Annotated in this window: 13 protein-coding genes and 1 tRNA gene; 5 read left to right on the plus strand and 9 right to left on the minus strand. The window is 59.0% G+C overall.

Annotated features, from left to right (window positions below):
* Nucleotides 1-8: 8 nt before the first annotated feature.
* The 4 genes from ACTJJ7_RS05720 to ACTJJ7_RS05735 form a co-directional block, all read right to left on the minus strand.
* Nucleotides 9-1334, minus strand: coding sequence for an ABC transporter substrate-binding protein (locus ACTJJ7_RS05720; protein ID WP_440965911.1), 1326 nt, complete (start codon nucleotides 1332-1334; stop codon nucleotides 9-11).
* A gap of 61 nt (nucleotides 1335-1395) precedes the next feature.
* The gene (locus ACTJJ7_RS05725) at nucleotides 1396-2055 is read right to left on the minus strand and encodes a GntR family transcriptional regulator (protein ID WP_130272365.1); all 660 of its coding nucleotides are present in this window, start codon (nucleotides 2053-2055) and stop codon (nucleotides 1396-1398) included.
* A 36-nt stretch (nucleotides 2056-2091) separates the two neighbouring features.
* The gene (locus ACTJJ7_RS05730) at nucleotides 2092-2982 is read right to left on the minus strand and encodes a dihydrodipicolinate synthase family protein (RefSeq protein ID WP_105734984.1); all 891 of its coding nucleotides are present in this window, start codon (nucleotides 2980-2982) and stop codon (nucleotides 2092-2094) included.
* 99 nt (nucleotides 2983-3081) lie between these two features.
* On the minus strand, nucleotides 3082-3987 hold the full coding sequence (locus tag ACTJJ7_RS05735) for a sugar kinase (RefSeq protein WP_440965912.1): 906 nt from the start codon (nucleotides 3985-3987) through the stop codon (nucleotides 3082-3084).
* 201 nt (nucleotides 3988-4188) lie between these two features.
* Between ACTJJ7_RS05735 and ACTJJ7_RS05740 the strand changes: the two genes are divergently transcribed.
* Nucleotides 4189-6495 (plus strand): Tex family protein, encoded by a 2307-nt coding sequence (locus ACTJJ7_RS05740; protein WP_440965914.1) that lies wholly within the window; start codon nucleotides 4189-4191, stop codon nucleotides 6493-6495.
* 5 nt (nucleotides 6496-6500) lie between these two features.
* Here ACTJJ7_RS05740 and ACTJJ7_RS05745 read toward each other — a convergent pair whose 3' ends face one another.
* Nucleotides 6501-8126, minus strand: coding sequence for an MFS transporter (locus tag ACTJJ7_RS05745; protein WP_440965915.1), 1626 nt, complete (start codon nucleotides 8124-8126; stop codon nucleotides 6501-6503).
* A gap of 279 nt (nucleotides 8127-8405) precedes the next feature.
* Between ACTJJ7_RS05745 and ACTJJ7_RS05750 the strand changes: the two genes are divergently transcribed.
* Both ACTJJ7_RS05750 and ACTJJ7_RS05755 read left to right on the plus strand, forming a co-directional pair.
* Nucleotides 8406-8479 (plus strand) — tRNA-Gln (locus ACTJJ7_RS05750).
* A gap of 116 nt (nucleotides 8480-8595) precedes the next feature.
* Complete coding sequence (locus ACTJJ7_RS05755) at nucleotides 8596-10026, plus strand: phosphomannomutase (RefSeq protein ID WP_440965917.1); 1431 nt, start codon at nucleotides 8596-8598, stop codon at nucleotides 10024-10026.
* A 7-nt stretch (nucleotides 10027-10033) separates the two neighbouring features.
* Here ACTJJ7_RS05755 and rfbD read toward each other — a convergent pair whose 3' ends face one another.
* From rfbD to rfbA, 4 genes are all read right to left on the minus strand, one after another.
* Nucleotides 10034-10927 carry a dTDP-4-dehydrorhamnose reductase gene (gene rfbD, locus ACTJJ7_RS05760; protein ID WP_440965919.1) on the minus strand — a complete coding sequence of 298 codons (894 nt, stop codon included), beginning with the start codon at nucleotides 10925-10927 and terminating at the stop codon, nucleotides 10034-10036.
* Nucleotides 10928-11002: 75 nt separating this feature from the next.
* On the minus strand, nucleotides 11003-12079 hold the full coding sequence (rfbB, locus tag ACTJJ7_RS05765; RefSeq protein WP_440965920.1) for a dTDP-glucose 4,6-dehydratase: 1077 nt from the start codon (nucleotides 12077-12079) through the stop codon (nucleotides 11003-11005).
* Nucleotides 12080-12093: 14 nt separating this feature from the next.
* The gene (gene rfbC, locus ACTJJ7_RS05770) at nucleotides 12094-12648 is read right to left on the minus strand and encodes a dTDP-4-dehydrorhamnose 3,5-epimerase (protein ID WP_440965922.1); all 555 of its coding nucleotides are present in this window, start codon (nucleotides 12646-12648) and stop codon (nucleotides 12094-12096) included.
* Nucleotides 12645-13526, minus strand: coding sequence for a glucose-1-phosphate thymidylyltransferase RfbA (gene rfbA / locus ACTJJ7_RS05775; RefSeq protein WP_440965924.1), 882 nt, complete (start codon nucleotides 13524-13526; stop codon nucleotides 12645-12647). The genes rfbC and rfbA overlap by 4 nt, the downstream gene beginning before the upstream one ends.
* A 206-nt stretch (nucleotides 13527-13732) precedes the next feature.
* On the opposite strand from rfbA, the gene ACTJJ7_RS05780 reads away from it, so the two are divergent.
* Both ACTJJ7_RS05780 and ACTJJ7_RS05785 read left to right on the plus strand, forming a co-directional pair.
* Nucleotides 13733-14650 carry a glycosyltransferase family 2 protein gene (locus tag ACTJJ7_RS05780; protein WP_440965926.1) on the plus strand — a complete coding sequence of 306 codons (918 nt, stop codon included), beginning with the start codon at nucleotides 13733-13735 and terminating at the stop codon, nucleotides 14648-14650.
* Nucleotides 14643-15470 carry a glycosyltransferase family 2 protein gene (locus tag ACTJJ7_RS05785; RefSeq protein ID WP_440965928.1) on the plus strand — a complete coding sequence of 276 codons (828 nt, stop codon included), beginning with the start codon at nucleotides 14643-14645 and terminating at the stop codon, nucleotides 15468-15470. Before ACTJJ7_RS05780 ends, ACTJJ7_RS05785 begins: the two co-directional genes overlap by 8 nt.
* The last annotated feature ends 4 nt before the right edge of the window (nucleotides 15471-15474 follow it).

Genomic DNA, 15474 nt, shown 5'->3' on the forward strand with positions numbered 1-15474 from the left:
GGCGATTGTCATTTGCCCTCGCTGCGCGCAAGGATGGGACGGAATTCTTCCGTTGCCCGCTTCATTTCCGTTGCGGGATCGGCCCCGCCGAGAAGGTTGGTCAGGCCGACACCCATCACATCGCGGAATTCCGTGACCGGAACGATGACCGGCAGGCAGAGCTGGCTGACCTTGGCCGATGCCGTGAGCACATCCACCCATTCGGACGGCATGGTCACACCCTTGCGGACCTCCGGATCGTTGAGGATCGAATTGCGGAAGGGAACGCCGGAGCCCGTTTGCAGCAGGCGCGCGCCCATCTGCTTCGAAATGGCCCATTGGCAATAGAGATAAGCCGCTTCCTTCTTCGATGATCCCTCGGTCACGCCGATACCATCGCCGAAGGTCGGCGCAGCCTGCACGGCCGGCCCCTTGGGCATGACGCCGTAACCGACCTTGCCGACGACCCGCGATTTCTCCGGATTTTCCAGCGGCGGGGCAAAACCGATGCCATCCAGCCACATCGCAACCTTGCCCTGCAGGAAGTTTGACTGGCATTCGGCCCAGTTGAAACCCGTTACGCCGGGTGGTGCGGACTTTGTCATCAGGCGCTGATAAAGCGTTGCGGCCTGGATTGCTTCCGGCGTGTCGGTCTGGAGATTGCCGTCGTCGATCGTGCTCTTGCCATAGCCGAGCATGAGGCTGGCCCAAACCGGCGTATTGGCGTTCTTCATGCCGCGGGCAACGAACCCGTATGTACCCTTGCTCGCATCGGTGAGTTTCTCTGCAGCGCTTACAAGCTCATCGAAGGACTTCGGATATTCGATGCCCTTGGCGGCGAAGAGTTCCTTGTTCCAGTAGAGAATCCAGTAATCCACTGAGAAGGGCAGACCGCCGAAACGGCCATTCTTGTCCTTGGCAAAGGCAAGACCCGCCTCAGCAAAATCGCTTTCAACGAGCGACGGCTCGGTGAGGCTTGGGTCCTTCAGGAACGGCGTCAGGTCGGCAAGCCAGCCGCCCTTCTCGAACTGCCGCTTCTGCACGTGATAGCTGATATGGATGACATCAAAGCTCGGCTTGCCCGAGGTCAGTTCGATCACGGCTTTCTGGCGCTGCTGCTGTTCCGGCGTCTGCTCGGAATTGACCTTGATCCCGGTCAGTTCCTCGAATTCCTTCTGGTACTTTTGCAGAATATCGCCGCGCGGGCTCTTGATCAGGTTCACCTCAAGGGTGGTGCCAGCATATTTCTTCCAGTCGACATTGGCGAATGCCGGCTTCAGGCCGGCAAAACTTGCCGCGCCAAGTGCTGCTGATCCGGCAAGAAATTGCCGGCGTGTCGGTTGAATCCGTCTCATGCTTATCGTCCTCCCATATTCCATTGCAGTGCCGTAACTCCCATTTCCGGCACCGTTGCGCCTAAACCTTCAGAGCGAGATTCCTTGCATTGTTGATATGCTCGGCAATGGCATCCATTGCCGTTTGCGGGTTGCGGGTCTCGATCGCCGCAATGACCGCCAGATGCTCGCGCATCACCGGAATAACGCGGCCGGTGATGCGAAACCGCTCCTGATTGATCAAGCGCATCTTGATGGCGTTGATCCGATAGGCTTTCGAAATGATCCCATTGCCAAGGGAATCGATGATTGTGTCATGCAGCGACCAGTCGATGGCCTGCGCGTGCAGTTCAAGCTCGGGCGTCTCTCCGTCCTTGAGAGCCTTCTCCAAGGTCTCTTCATGCTCACGCCGCAACCCGGCCAGCACCTCGTCGGACGCGGAAACACAGAACAGCGCAATGGCTTCCTTCTCCATGAAGACGCGGAACTGAAACGCCTCGCGGATCAGGTTGATGTCGATATGAGCAATCTGTATGCCGCGCTGCGGAACCGTCTTGACCAGGCCTTCGGCTTCAAGGCGCGGCACAACCTCGCGGATGGCGCCAAGCGGCATGCCGGTCATGGCAACGAGCTGGCGCTGCGACACGAACTGCCCCGGATGAAAGTCACGAGCCAGAAGATGTTCCGTGAAACTTGCATAGGCTTTCTCACGCAATCTGACCGGCTCGCCGCTGTCATCCATGCCCGTTCCTCCTCAGGACGTTCCCACGATTCCCACTCAGGCGGCTGCCGCGACAAACAGACGGTCAAAGACGGCCGTCAGATGCTTGCGATCGCCGTCAGGCAAGGCTTCAAGCGGGCCGCGCGTCCGCCGCCAGCCTTCCTCGCCCAGCTGATGGGCAACCATCGCCTTCACGGCCGGAATCACCGGATATTTCACCAGTTCATTGACAGCTGCAACCACCTCTTCGTCGTCACGCCCTTCATCGATCATGCGCACGAGGCGCTCGGGATAGATATTGGCGAGACCCGAGATGGCGCCCTGCCCGCCAAGCCGCACGCCCGCAGCAAGGCTGCGTTCATCGCCGATCAGAATGGCAAGGTCGTTGTGCCGCGCCAGCATCTTTTCCGTATAGCTCCAGTTGCCGGACGAATCCTTGACGCCTGCAATCGCGCCGGGGAAGGCCTCACGCAACCGGCTGACCAGATCAACCGAAATCTCGACTGCCGTCACCGAGGGCAGATTGTACAGGATGATGCCGCGCACATCCGCGCCGATCGCCTTGAACGCTGCCGCATGCCAGTCAAAGAGGCCGTCATCGCTGACATTCTTGAAATAGGATGGAGGCGCAAGGAGAATGCCACGGCATCCGGCATCCAGTGCAAACCGCGCCTGCTCTGCGGCATCGACATGGGAATTGGCCATGACGCCAACGACAATCTGCGATGGCGCAATACCTGCCGCAATAAATTCCCTGATGACCGCCTGGCGCTCATGGATACCGATGGATGAGCCCTCGCCCGTCGTCCCGAACAGGGTGACGCTGCTGCAGCCGCGCTGCAGGCAGGTTTTTGCGTGGTGAATTGCCAAGGGCAGATCAATTGCCAGCGCCGCATCAAACGGCATCGTCAATGCCGCAGAAAGTCCAAACCGTTCAACCCGAGACAATGATTTTCCTCCCACCCTCTCAATACATGAAGACTACTAACATGTTAGTTGATAGTCAACATGCTGTCACATACATTTTTGCGGGCGTGGATACAAATGTTATGAATTGAAGAGCAAGTGCTCGACTTCGTCGCGTGTCGGCGCACCCGCCCGCCCGCCAAACCGGGTGCATTTGATTGCCGCCGCTGCACTGGCAAAACGCATGATCGCTTCCATGCCATGCCCCTCCGCCAGCGCCAATGCGAAAGCGCCGTGAAACACATCCCCGGCGGCCAGCGTATCCACGGCATTGACCGGAAATGCCGGCATATGGTGCACGATCCCCGCGTCGCCCTCCGACCAGTAACAGCCCTTGCCGCCGCCGGTGACAGCGACAAAACCGCGATACCGGGCCGCCAGAGCAATGACGGCGCGCTCTATATCCGCCTCACCGGTGATGATTTCGGCTGCCGGTTCCGAGGCGACGATATGCGATGCAAGCGGCAGCAGCCGTTCAAGTGTTTCCAGTGGCGCAACATCGGCATCGAGCACGCCATGAATGCCGGTCTCGCGCGCCGCCCTGAGCGCAGCGGCGGCAGCCAGCGGCCAGCGAACGTCGGTCATGACCACATCGAACGCGCCGTCTTCGATGGGCGGGATCTGTTCCGGCGCACTCAACAGGGTCTTGTCATAGAAGGGCACGATCATGCGCTCGCCCGTCCTGTCGACAAAGATCGAGGAAAAAGCCGACCGCGCACCCTGGATGCGGCGGACAAAGGTGCAGTCGACCCCCTCCTCCGCCAGCTCTGCGACCACCCGATCGCCGACATGGTCCAGCCCCGCCGACGCCCAGAGAAAGGCGCTGCCGCCCAGCCTTGCAACAGTTGCCGCCTGGCTCGATGCCATGCCTGCCGCGATCTCGACGGCCTCCTGCGGGATGAACTTGCCGGGACCGGGCGGCAGGGTATCCAGCCGGAAGATGGTGTCCATTGTCAGGGCACCAACGCACAGAATCCTTGGCTTCATGTTTGCCGGCATCGTCGCATTATCCATATTGGCTGAATCAGCAGAAGGGTCAGGCGATAAGGAAACGTTTCATCGGACAGGTCAAGCCGGGGAAACCATGGTGTTTTTCGTGGAACGCCTGAAGAACCGGCGGATCAGACGATTGCCGATTGATCCCGGCAGCCCTATGGTCGCCGTCCGATCAAGTTTGATGAGACCAGTATGACTGCCACAACTGCCCGTATTGCGCGTATCATTGCCACCGAGATCAACGCCAGGCCGGAACAGGCCAATGCGGCGATTGAACTGCTGGACGGCGGCGCGACCGTTCCGTTCATAGCCCGCTACCGCAAAGAGGTGACGGGCGGGCTTGACGATACGCAGCTGCGGCTTCTCGACGAACGGCTCATCTACCTGCGCGAACTCGACGCCCGGCGCGATACCATCATCGAGTCCATCCGCAGCCAGGGCAAGCTGACCGACGAGCTGGAAACCAAGATTCTGGGGTCCGCCACCAAGGCCGAGCTTGAGGACATTTATCTGCCCTACAAACCCAAGCGGCGCACGCGGGCCGAAATTGCCCGTGAACGCGGATTGGGGCCACTGGCTGAAACGATTCTCGCCGACCGGCGTACCGTTCCATCCGAACTCGCGCAGACTTTTTTTTCGGCGGATGTCCCGGATGTGAAGACGGCGCTGGATGGCGCCCGCGATATTCTGGTCGAAACCTTCTCGGAAAATGCCGATCTCGTTGGCCGCCTGCGCAACCACATGAAGGATAAGGCCGTTCTGCGCGCCAAGGTCGCAGACGGCAAGCAGGAAGCGGGCGCAAAATTCTCCGACTATTTCAACCATTTCGAACGCTGGGCAACCATCCCCAGCCATCGCGCCCTCGCCATGCTGCGCGGGCGCAATGAAGACGTGCTTTCCCTCGACATTGAAGTCGATGCCGACGATACCTCTCCGGTGAAGCCGGTGGAACGCATGATCGCCGGTGCCTATGCAATTTCCCCGAGCGGAACCGCCGCCGACAGCTGGCTGATGGACGTCGTCCGCTGGGCCTGGCGGGCGCGCCTGTCGCTCAACCTGTCCATCGACCTGATGACACAGATGCGTGAAAAGGCGGAGGAAGAGGCAATCCACGTATTTGCCCGCAACCTGAAAGACCTGCTGCTGGCAGCACCGGCCGGATCGCGTGCGACCATGGGCCTCGATCCCGGCATCCGCACCGGCGTGAAAGTGGCTGTCGTCGACGGTACCGGCAAGGTGCTCGACACGACGACCGTCTATCCCTTTCCACCGCGCAACGATCTGCGTGGAACCCAGGCCGAACTGGCGCGCCTGGCCGGCAAACACAAGATCGAGCTGATCGCCATCGGCAATGGAACCGGCAGCCGCGAGACAGAGCGTCTTGTCGCGGACATGCTGGCCGACATGCCTGCGCCCAAGCCGCTGAAGGTGATCGTCAGCGAGGCGGGTGCGTCGGTCTATTCGGCATCGGCAACGGCCGCCGCAGAATTCCCGGATCTCGACGTATCGCTCAGAGGCGCCGTTTCCATCGCCCGGCGCCTGCAGGACCCGCTGGCGGAACTCGTCAAGATCGAACCGAAATCCATCGGCGTCGGCCAGTACCAGCACGACGTCGACCAGTATCGCCTCGCCCGCTCGCTCGATGGTGTTGTCGAAGATGCGGTGAATGCGGTTGGCGTCGATCTCAACACGGCATCGGCACCGCTGCTGGCCCGCATTTCGGGTCTGGGAACCTCGCTGGCGGAAGCCGTGGTCGCTTACCGCAACGACGTCGGTCCGTTCAAAACCCGCCACGACCTGCTGAAGGTCGCGCGGTTGGGGCCGCGTGCCTTCGAACAATGTGCCGGATTCCTGCGTATTCCCGACGGCTCCGAGCCGCTGGACGCGTCGGCGGTTCACCCGGAAGCCTATGGCGTTGCCAAGAAGATTGTCAGCGCCTGCGGCCGTGACGTGCGTTCGCTGATGAATGACAGCGCAGCCCTGAAGGCGCTCGATCCGCGGCTTTTCGTCGACGAGCGGTTCGGCCTGCCGACGGTTCGCGACATCATCGCCGAACTGGAAAAGCCCGGCCGCGATCCGCGGCCGCAGTTCAAGACCGCGGCCTTTGCCGATGGTATCGACAATATCAAGGATCTGAAGCCGGGAATGATGCTGGAAGGAACGGTCACCAATGTGGCAGCCTTCGGCGCCTTTGTGGATATCGGCGTGCACCAGGACGGACTGGTGCACCTGTCACAACTGGCAGACCGTTTCGTCAAGGATGCACACGAGGTCGTCAAGGCGGGGGATGTGGTGAAAGTGCGCGTTGTGGATATCGACGTCAAGCGCAACCGCATCAGCCTGACCATGCGCAAGTATGGTGGTGCCCCTGCCCCAAGGGAGCAAAGGGCTGACAGCACCGGCTTCAAGCCGAAACCGGCGGCGCAGGGCAAACCGCAACCGTCGACAACACAGGGTGCTTTCGGCGCGGCGCTCGCGGATGCACTTCGGAAGAAATAGTCCCGTCAGTGCATGTCCATCGGCGTCTTATGCGCAGCGATATCGTGCGGCAGGATCGTCTGCCGCTCGATCATGCGATGGACCCGGATTTCGCCGCCCCGGTGCAGCGCGCGTATCCGGTCGCCTACCGCCGCGTCCGCCTGTGTACGCCGCTGGTTGTGGCGGACATATTCGACCCATGTGGGCGTGTGATAGGTTTCAGTCCAGATTTCCGGTTTCTCAAGATCGCGCATCAGCGCCCATTGCCCCGCCCCATCGCGGATCCGCACCCGCCGCCTGTCTGACATCAGCGCGAGAAACTCGGGAATGTCTTCGTCGGCGATCTCGTAGTCGATCATGATGACAATCGGACCGCTGCGCGGCTTCAGGTCAAGCGCCAGCAGCGGTTCGCTGAACCGGTTGAGCGGATCGAGATTGAGCGATTTGAACTCCGGCAGGGCATAGCGAAGGCCAATCACGGCGCCGAGCAGCATGAGCCCGCCGGAAGCGATCAGAGCCCTGTCCGCGCCATATTGTTCGGCCGCAGCACCCCACAACCAGCTGCCGGCGGCAATACCCGCAAATGTCGTCGTCTGATAGAGCGACAGGGCCCGTCCCACCACCCAGCGCGGCGTCGACAGCTGCACCGTGACATTGAACAGCGAGAGGGCAAGCACCCAGCAGGCTCCGGCCAGCAGCAGGGCGATATTGGTGGGCCACACCGATGTGCTGATCGCCGTCACCACAGCACTGACCGCAAATCCCGCAAAGGCATAGCGCACGATGGCTTCACTTGAGAGAAATTCGCGCAGGCGCGCACTGAGGAGCGCCCCGCCTATGGCGCCGATGCCGAACGAGCCGAGCATGACACCGTAAGTCAGAGGCCCGCCATGGACGAGATCACGCGCAACAAGTGGCAGGAGCGCCAGAATCGCACTGGCTGAAAGACCGAAGACAAAGCCGCGAATGACCACCTTGCCGATATTGGGCGACATGGCGACGTAGCGCAGGCCCGCCGAGATAGCGCGGCCGAGCGATTCGCGCGGCAAGGGGTTCGGGTCAATGTGCGGCTGCCAGCGCATCAGGGCATAGATCACGGCGAAATAACTGGCCGCGTTGACCGCGAAGGTCGCCGCAGCACCGGCAACCGCGACGATGAGACCGCCAATGGCGGGGCCGACACTGCGCGTGATGTTGAAGCCCATGCTGTTCAGCGCCACCGCATTGGGAAGATCCTCCCGGGGAACCATGTCGCCGACCGAGGCCTGCCAGGACGGATTGTTGAGAGCCGTCCCGCAGCCCAGCAGAAAGGTGAATGCCAGGAGCAGCCAGGGGGTGATGAGTCCAAGATAAGCAAAAACCGTCAGCAGCGCGGAAACGGCCAACATGAACCACTGCGCCACCAGCATCACCTTGCGCCGGTCAAAATTGTCCGCCAGCGCACCGGAGACCAGGGAAAAGATCATGATGGGCAGTGCGGTGGAGGCTTGCACGAGCGCCACCATGTTCACCGAATCAGAAATCGATGTCATCATCCATGCGGCACCCACCGCCTGAATCAGCGAGCCGAAATTGGAGACCAGGCTCGCGATCCAGATGATGCGGAACGTGTCGTGCCTGAACGGGGCCAGTGGTGATGATCGGTCCGCCACCTCGTCTGCTTTCTCTTCGCTGCGCGTTGCAAATCACTGATTGAGACAGTTATAGGCCTGGCGTGCCGGATTGCCAGCGGCCAAATGGCTTCGCCGGCATTTTCGTAGCCTGGCAACAAGTTCCACCGGTAAGCCGGGCATTTCCACCCCTTAAATTCGTGTATGGAAGATAAAATGCAGCGCAGTGCAAAAACCATCCCAACAGGGGTTTTCATCCTGAACGAATTGGACTATATGACCCCGCACCGGCTTAATCAGCCGCCGCTCAAAAGCGGTTGTTGGGGAATAGGTTAACGGTAGACCCACGGACTCTGACTCCGTTAGTCCTGGTTCGAATCCAGGTTCCCCAGCCACTTTTTCCATCGGCGCTCCCCCGCTATATTCAGACATCGATCGCTGTTGACTTTCGATCGTGCGCGGCTGACATCTTACGGGAGCATATTGCGGAAACGCCTTCAGCGGTTGTGGCATGACGATGAGCAGTCTGAAATTTGGCACAAGCGGCCTTCGCGGCCTTGTAACCGAACTCCCCGATGAGGTCTGCAAAGCCTATGCGCTCGCATTCCTGACCCATATGCGGGCGGCCAAAGGCGTTGCATCAGGCAGCCCTTTGCTCGTTGGTTACGATCTGCGTTCCAGCAGTCCGCGGATGGCGGCCGCATGCATGGCGGCCGCAGAAGCCTTTGGAATACAGGTGGAAAACTGCGGCCCCTTGCCGACACCAGCGCTGGCCTTTCGCGCTCTCAGCCTGAAGGCACCGGCCATCATGGTCACCGGCAGCCATATTCCCGCCGATCGGAATGGCCTGAAGTTCTACCGGCCCGATGGCGAGATCGACAAGGCCGATGAAGCAGGCATCCTGGCCGTCCTTGACCTGGAGGCGAAAAAACCGGCGGGCTCCGGCGGGCAGGCGGCAATCGTGCCCGATGCGCTGCAAGATTATATCAGGCGAAGCATCTCTGTTTTGAGCCCCGAGGCTTTGGCCGGCAAGAGAATCGGCGTTTATCAGCACAGCTCCGTTGCGGGTGATCTCATCGTCACCATCTTGCAGAGCCTCGGAGCCGATGCCGTGGCGCTTGGGCATTCCACCGTATTCGTGCCCGTTGACACCGAAGCCCTGCGCGCCGAAGACATCGCATTTGCCGCCGGTGCCTGTGAAAAGTACAAGCTTGATGCGCTGGTTTCCACCGATGGCGATGCCGACCGGCCGCTCGTGGCCGATGAAAATGGTGTTTTCCTGCGCGGCGACAGCGTGGGCCTTCTGACAGCACATTTCCTCGATGCCGATGCTGTTGTAACGCCCGTCACCTCCAATACGGCCATTGAATCGAGCGGGCTCTTCGCGAAAGTCTACCGGACACGCGTCGGGTCGCCCTATGTGATCGAAGGCATGGAGCAGGCGCACCGGGATGGCTTCCGGCGAATCGTCGGCTTTGAAGCCAATGGCGGGGTGCTGCTGGGTTCGTCCCTGGCCATGAATGGCGGAACATTGGACGCGCTGCCCACACGCGACGCCATGCTTCCGATCCTCAGTGTCCTCGGCATGGCAGCCGGCAAGGGTGTTCCGGTGTCAGCACTGCTCCGGGATCTGCCCTCCCGCTTTACGCGCAGCGGCCGGCTCGAGCATGTTGCTTCAACGGCCAGCGGCCCCTTCCTGCAAGGCCTGCTTGACGGTGCACGCCGCGACGCCTTCTTCGCACCGGTCGGCGCGATCAGGGAAAGCGACGCCATTGACGGCGTGCGCGTCGTCCTTTCGACGGGCGACGTCATTCACTACCGGGCCTCAGGCAATGCGCCGGAGCTGCGCTGTTATGCCGAGGCATCCGATGCTAGCCGCGCCGAAGACCTGCTCAATTGGGGATTGGCGCGTGCCCGTGAAATGCTGGGCACGCATTCGTAGCTCCCTTTCAATAGTCGTTCGAGTGCAGCAATCTTTGGACCGTCGCCCTTATCGATTCTTGCCAAGCGGATGGTTTCCAGCCAAACATGGCATGGAATTTTTCAGTATTGAGACTTGAGTTCAACGGCCGCCGGGCTTTCGTTGGATATTCTGACGTCAGTATATCTTTAACATCAGCAAACGGACCTTGTTCATCCCGGCTTTCCTGAAAGATTGCCCGCGCAAATGTGCTCCAGTTCGTACGACCGGTCCCTGCGAGATGATAGATACCAAATGCACTGAATTGCGTATCCACGCGAAGCCGGTTCGCCATGTGGAGTATGCCATCGGCAATATCAATTGCCGAGGTCGGATTGCCCCATTGATCGGACACCACCGACACACTGTCACGATCCACAGCGAGACGGAGCATAGTCTTGACAAAATTCTTACCGAAAGGGCTGTAAAGCCAAGCTGTGCGCAGGATAAGATGTCTGCTGTTTACCGAGGCCACCAGTGCTTCTCCCGCCAGCTTGGTTTGGCCATAGACACTGCAAGGAACCGTGGCGTCATCTTCGGTGTAAGGACGCTTGCCCTCGCCAGCGAAGACATAATCGGTCGAAAGATGAATAACCGCCGCACCGATCTCCGCGGCAGCTTGGGCAACTGCACCTGCACCGACAGCATTAATGGCATAGGCTTGCTCGGGTTCGTCTTCTGCCTGGTCCACCGCCGTATAAGCAGCGGCAGAAATGACAATATCTGGTCTTATGGACCGTATGACAGCAAAAACAGACTTTGGCCGAGAAAGGTCAAACTCTGGACGACCAACCGCAAAGAGTTGCACTGCCGGGTGCGATGCAACTCGTTCTACTAGACTGCGTACAATCTGCCCGTCCCGTCCAGTCACGACGATTTTCATGCTGCCCCCACGCCCCGACTCACCGCTAACGCGAGTCTCACTCTCCAATCTGTCCTAAGACGCGTGGGACAATCCTCATTTTGCCCCCGTATTTGGGGCAGCCGAACCAAGCCGTTCACCCGCATAGCTTCCGCTGCGGATTGGTTCCCACCACCACGTGTTGTCGAGATACCACTGTATCGTCCGTTCCAAACCACTATCGAAGGTTTCGGCCGGCTTCCAGCCGAGTTCACGTTCGATCTTCGACGCATCGATGGCGTAGCGGCGGTCATGTCCGGGACGGTCAGTCACGAATGTGATGAGATCCCGGTAGCGCGCGCCGCCCTTGCGCGGACGCTTGCTGTCGAGAATATCGCAAATGGTTTCGACGACGCTGAGATTGGTGCGTTCTGCACGCCCGCCGATATTATAGCTCTCGCCGGGCTTGCCCTTGGTCACCACCAGTTCCAATGCCCGCGCATGATCCTCGACGAACAGCCAGTCGCGCACATTTGCGCCTGCGCCGTAGACGGGCAAGGGCTTTTCATCGAGCGCGTTGAGAATAACAAGCGGGATGAGTTTTTCCGGAAAATGGAAGGGACCATAATTGTTCGAGCAGTTCGACAGAACCACCGGCAGACCATATGTTTCATGCCACGCGCGGACCAGATGATCCGAAGCAGCCTTCGATGCCGAATAGGGCGATGACGGTGCATAAGGTGTTTCTTCGGTAAAGATGCCGCTGTCGAACGGCAGATCCCCGAAAACCTCGTCCGTGGAAATGTGGTGAAAGCGGAATTCGGATTTGGCAGGTTCAGGCAGATCGCGCCAATAGGCCAGCGCCGCATTCAGCATGCGGAATGTACCCACGATATTGGTCTCGATGAACGCCGCAGGGCCGTCAATGGAGCGATCCACATGGCTCTCAGCCGCCAGATGCATGACTGCTTCGATCTTTTCCGCGTGCAGGACATCAAGAATCGCAGCGTCATCGCAGATATCAGCCTCGACGAAGCTGTAATTGGGATAATTCTCGATCTGGCGAAGCGATGCGAGATTGCCCGCATAGGTCAGCTTGTCGACGTTGACAACCTGATTGCGGGGATTGGACGCGAGATGGCGGCAGACCGCCGATCCGATAAAGCCCGCACCACCAGTGACTAGAATTCTCATAAAAAGCCTCTCCCTCAGGGAAAAATGTCCGAACCGTCAAGCAGTGGCGCTTTGCGGTCCTTGTCGGAAAGCTGAAGCGTGGAAGCCTCCAGCGGCCAGTCAATGCCGATCGAAGGATCATCGAAGCGGATACCGCGGTCGTGTTGCGGCGAGTAATAATCCGTCACCTTGTAGATCACCTCGGTGTTCTCTTCCAAAGTGACGAAACCATGGGCAAAGCCCTTCGGCACCAGAATCTGGTTCCACTTGGCTGCTGAGACTTCGAGCGAAACCCATTTTCCGAACGTCGGGGAACTCTTGCGAATATCAACGACCACATCGAGAATGGAGCCCTTGACCACGCGCACCAGCTTGTCCTGCGCGCGGGGCGGAAGCTGATAATGCAGGCCGCGCAACACGCCCTTTGCAGCGGAGAACGAATGATTGTCCTGCACGAACTGCAATGTGATTCCGGCCGTGGCAAAACGCTCCGCATTGTAGGTTTCGGAGAAAAAGCCCCGGTCGTCGCCGAACTTCGGCGGCAAAATCTCAAGAACACCCTCAAGGGCGAGAGGCCTGACTTCCATCATTCTGTTCCAATCTCCGCAGCACGCCGCCGCAGATATGCGGCATATTCGGTCTTGCCCATTTTTGCCGCTCTTTCAAGTACCTGATCGGCATTCAGCCAGCCCCATTCCAGGCCGATTTCTTCCGGACAAGCAATCTTGATGCCCTGGCGGTGTTCGATGGTCCGGACAAATGACGACGCCTCATGCAAGCTGTCATGCGTGCCGGTATCGAGCCACGCATAACCGCGGCCCAGCTGCTGAACCTGCAATTCGCCGCGTTCCAGATAAATATTGTTGACGCTGGTGATTTCCAGCTCCCCGCGCGACGAGGGTTCAATCGACCGCGCAATATCAACCACATCATTGCTGTAAAAATACAGACCCGTCACGGCCCAATGCGACTTGGGGTGTTCGGGTTTTTCTTCGATGGACAATGCCTTACCGGTGACCTTGTCAAACTCCACCACGCCATAACGTTGTGGATCATCGACGTGATAGGCAAAGACCATTCCGCCCTTGGTCACCGATGCGGCCACCTGGCAGAGCTTGGAAAGGCCGTCGCCGAAATAGATGTTGTCGCCTAGAATCATCGCAACACTGTCCTGGCCGATAAAGTCGCGCCCGATGATGAATGCTTCCGCCAGGCCATTCGGCTGCGGCTGTTCGGCATAGGAAAAACTGACCCCGAAATCAGCCCCGTCCCCGAGCAGCTTCTGGAAAAGCGGCAGATCATGCGGCGTCGAGATGATCAAAATCTCGCGTATGCCGGCGAGCATCAGAACGCTCAGCGGGTAATAAATCATCGGCTTGTCGTAGATGGGGAGGATTTGCTTCGACACGGCAATCGTTAATGGATAAAGACGTGTACCGCTGCCCCCGGCTAATATAATACCCTTCATGCGATCGCTTCCTTGTGTCAATGCTACGAACTGAGCTGATATATAACACCTTCATTGGCCACCCTTGGTTTCACGCAAAGATGGCGAAATGCGGTTCACCGGTCATTGGAAAACCATTTGGCGGCAACAGAAAGACAAGTCAACCGGAACTAAAAGAGAAAGCGGCCTGATTTGGACGTTTCCTGTCAGGCAACACGGAACCTTAAATGCGAATTGAACAGCAGCCAGACGTCAGCGCAATCATCGTAACCTACAATCCGGATATTGCAGGTCTTGCAGCACTTCTCAACGCGATCACCCCGCAAGTTGGACGTGTCATCGTCGTTGACAACGGTTCAAAAATGAATCTGGCACCATGGTTTGCAAGCCGGAGCACCCAAGCGGAATTTGTACCGCTTGACGCCAATTACGGTATTGCGAAAGCGCAGAATGTCGGGATTGACCGGGCGCGTGCATCAGGTTCAAGCTTCGTTCTGCTGCTCGATCAGGACAGCATACCGGCGCCAGACATGGTGGCCAGGCTGCTATCAGCGGCAAAGGCCCAGATTGCCAAAGGCGTGAAGCTCGGATGCGTCGGCCCGCGCTATGAGGACTCGCGGCAAAAGAATCCGCCGCCATTCATCAAAACAGAAGGATTGCGGCTTCGGCGGCAGAGTTGCGACACAGCCGATGCGGTCGTCGATGTCGATTATCTCATAGCATCGGGCTGCCTCATTCCGACAGCAACCCTCGATGACGTCGGCGGCATGAAAGAGGAACTCTTCATCGACTATGTCGACATCGAATGGGGCCTGCGCGCGCAACACATGGGATACCAGTCGTTTGGCGTCTGTGCCGCCGAAATGCAGCACGATCTGGGCGACAATCCGATAAAGTTTCGCGGGCGGTTCATTCCGGTGCACAGCCCGCTGCGGCACTACTACCATTTCCGCAATGCTGTCTGGTTGTACCGGCAGCCGTGGCTGCGCGCCAACTGGAAGATCGTTGATGCGATCCGCCTCGTCCGGAAATTTGTGTTCTACAGTGTCTTTACAGTGCCAAGATTGCAGCACGCCGCCATGATGACGCTGGGCATTGTTCACGGGCTTTCCGGCCGTATGGGAAAGAAACCGAACAATGGTTGAACGCAGCCCTGCCGCCACCTCCCCCGACTTCGACCTCACCATAGGGGTGGTCATTTTCAAACCCGAACGAACCGTGCTCGCGACAACACTGACGAGCCTTCGCAAAGCCGTGGACGAGATCGCCCCGCTTCGCGCCAAACTCTATGTGATCGACAATTCGCCCGAGCCCGCAGACCAGAGCTGGATGAGAAATCTGCTGCCCGACCTGCCCCTTGAGATCATCGCTGGGCATGGAAATGTCGGTTTTGGCGCGGCCAACAACATGGTTCTGGACAAGGCGGGGAAATTTCACCTCGTCTTGAATCCCGATGTGGAAATGGAGCCGGACGCCCTGAAACAGGCACTGGCATTCATGGCCGGTGCGCCGGAAACGGGACTGATCACGCCCAAGGCGTTCAATCCGGACGGGAGCACGCAATATCTCTGCAAGCGCTATCCCGCAGTCTTCGACCTGCTGCTTCGCGGTTTTGCCCCCAATGGCATCAAGGCAATGTTCCGCCAACGCCTCGAACGCTACGAAATGCGCGACGAGATCGCCAGTACCCCCTTCTGGGACCCGCCCATCGTCAGCGGCTGCTTCATGTTTTTCAACGGCGATGTCTACAGGCAGTTGGGCGGTTTTGATCCGCGCTATCTCCTGTATTTCGAGGATTTCGATATTTCTCTGCGCGTTCGCAAGATAGCACGCATTGCCTATGTGCCAGCGGTCAGGATCGTGCATGAAGGCGGACGGGCCGCAAGCAAGGGCCTTTGGCACATCCGGCAGTTCCTCCGCTCGGCATTGATATTCTACGGGACCTATCCGCTGAAGCTTTTCTAGGCGC

Origin of the sequence: Phyllobacterium sp. 22229, from assembly GCF_052056495.1 — a bacterium.
Lineage (GTDB): Bacteria > Pseudomonadota > Alphaproteobacteria > Rhizobiales > Rhizobiaceae > Phyllobacterium > Phyllobacterium myrsinacearum.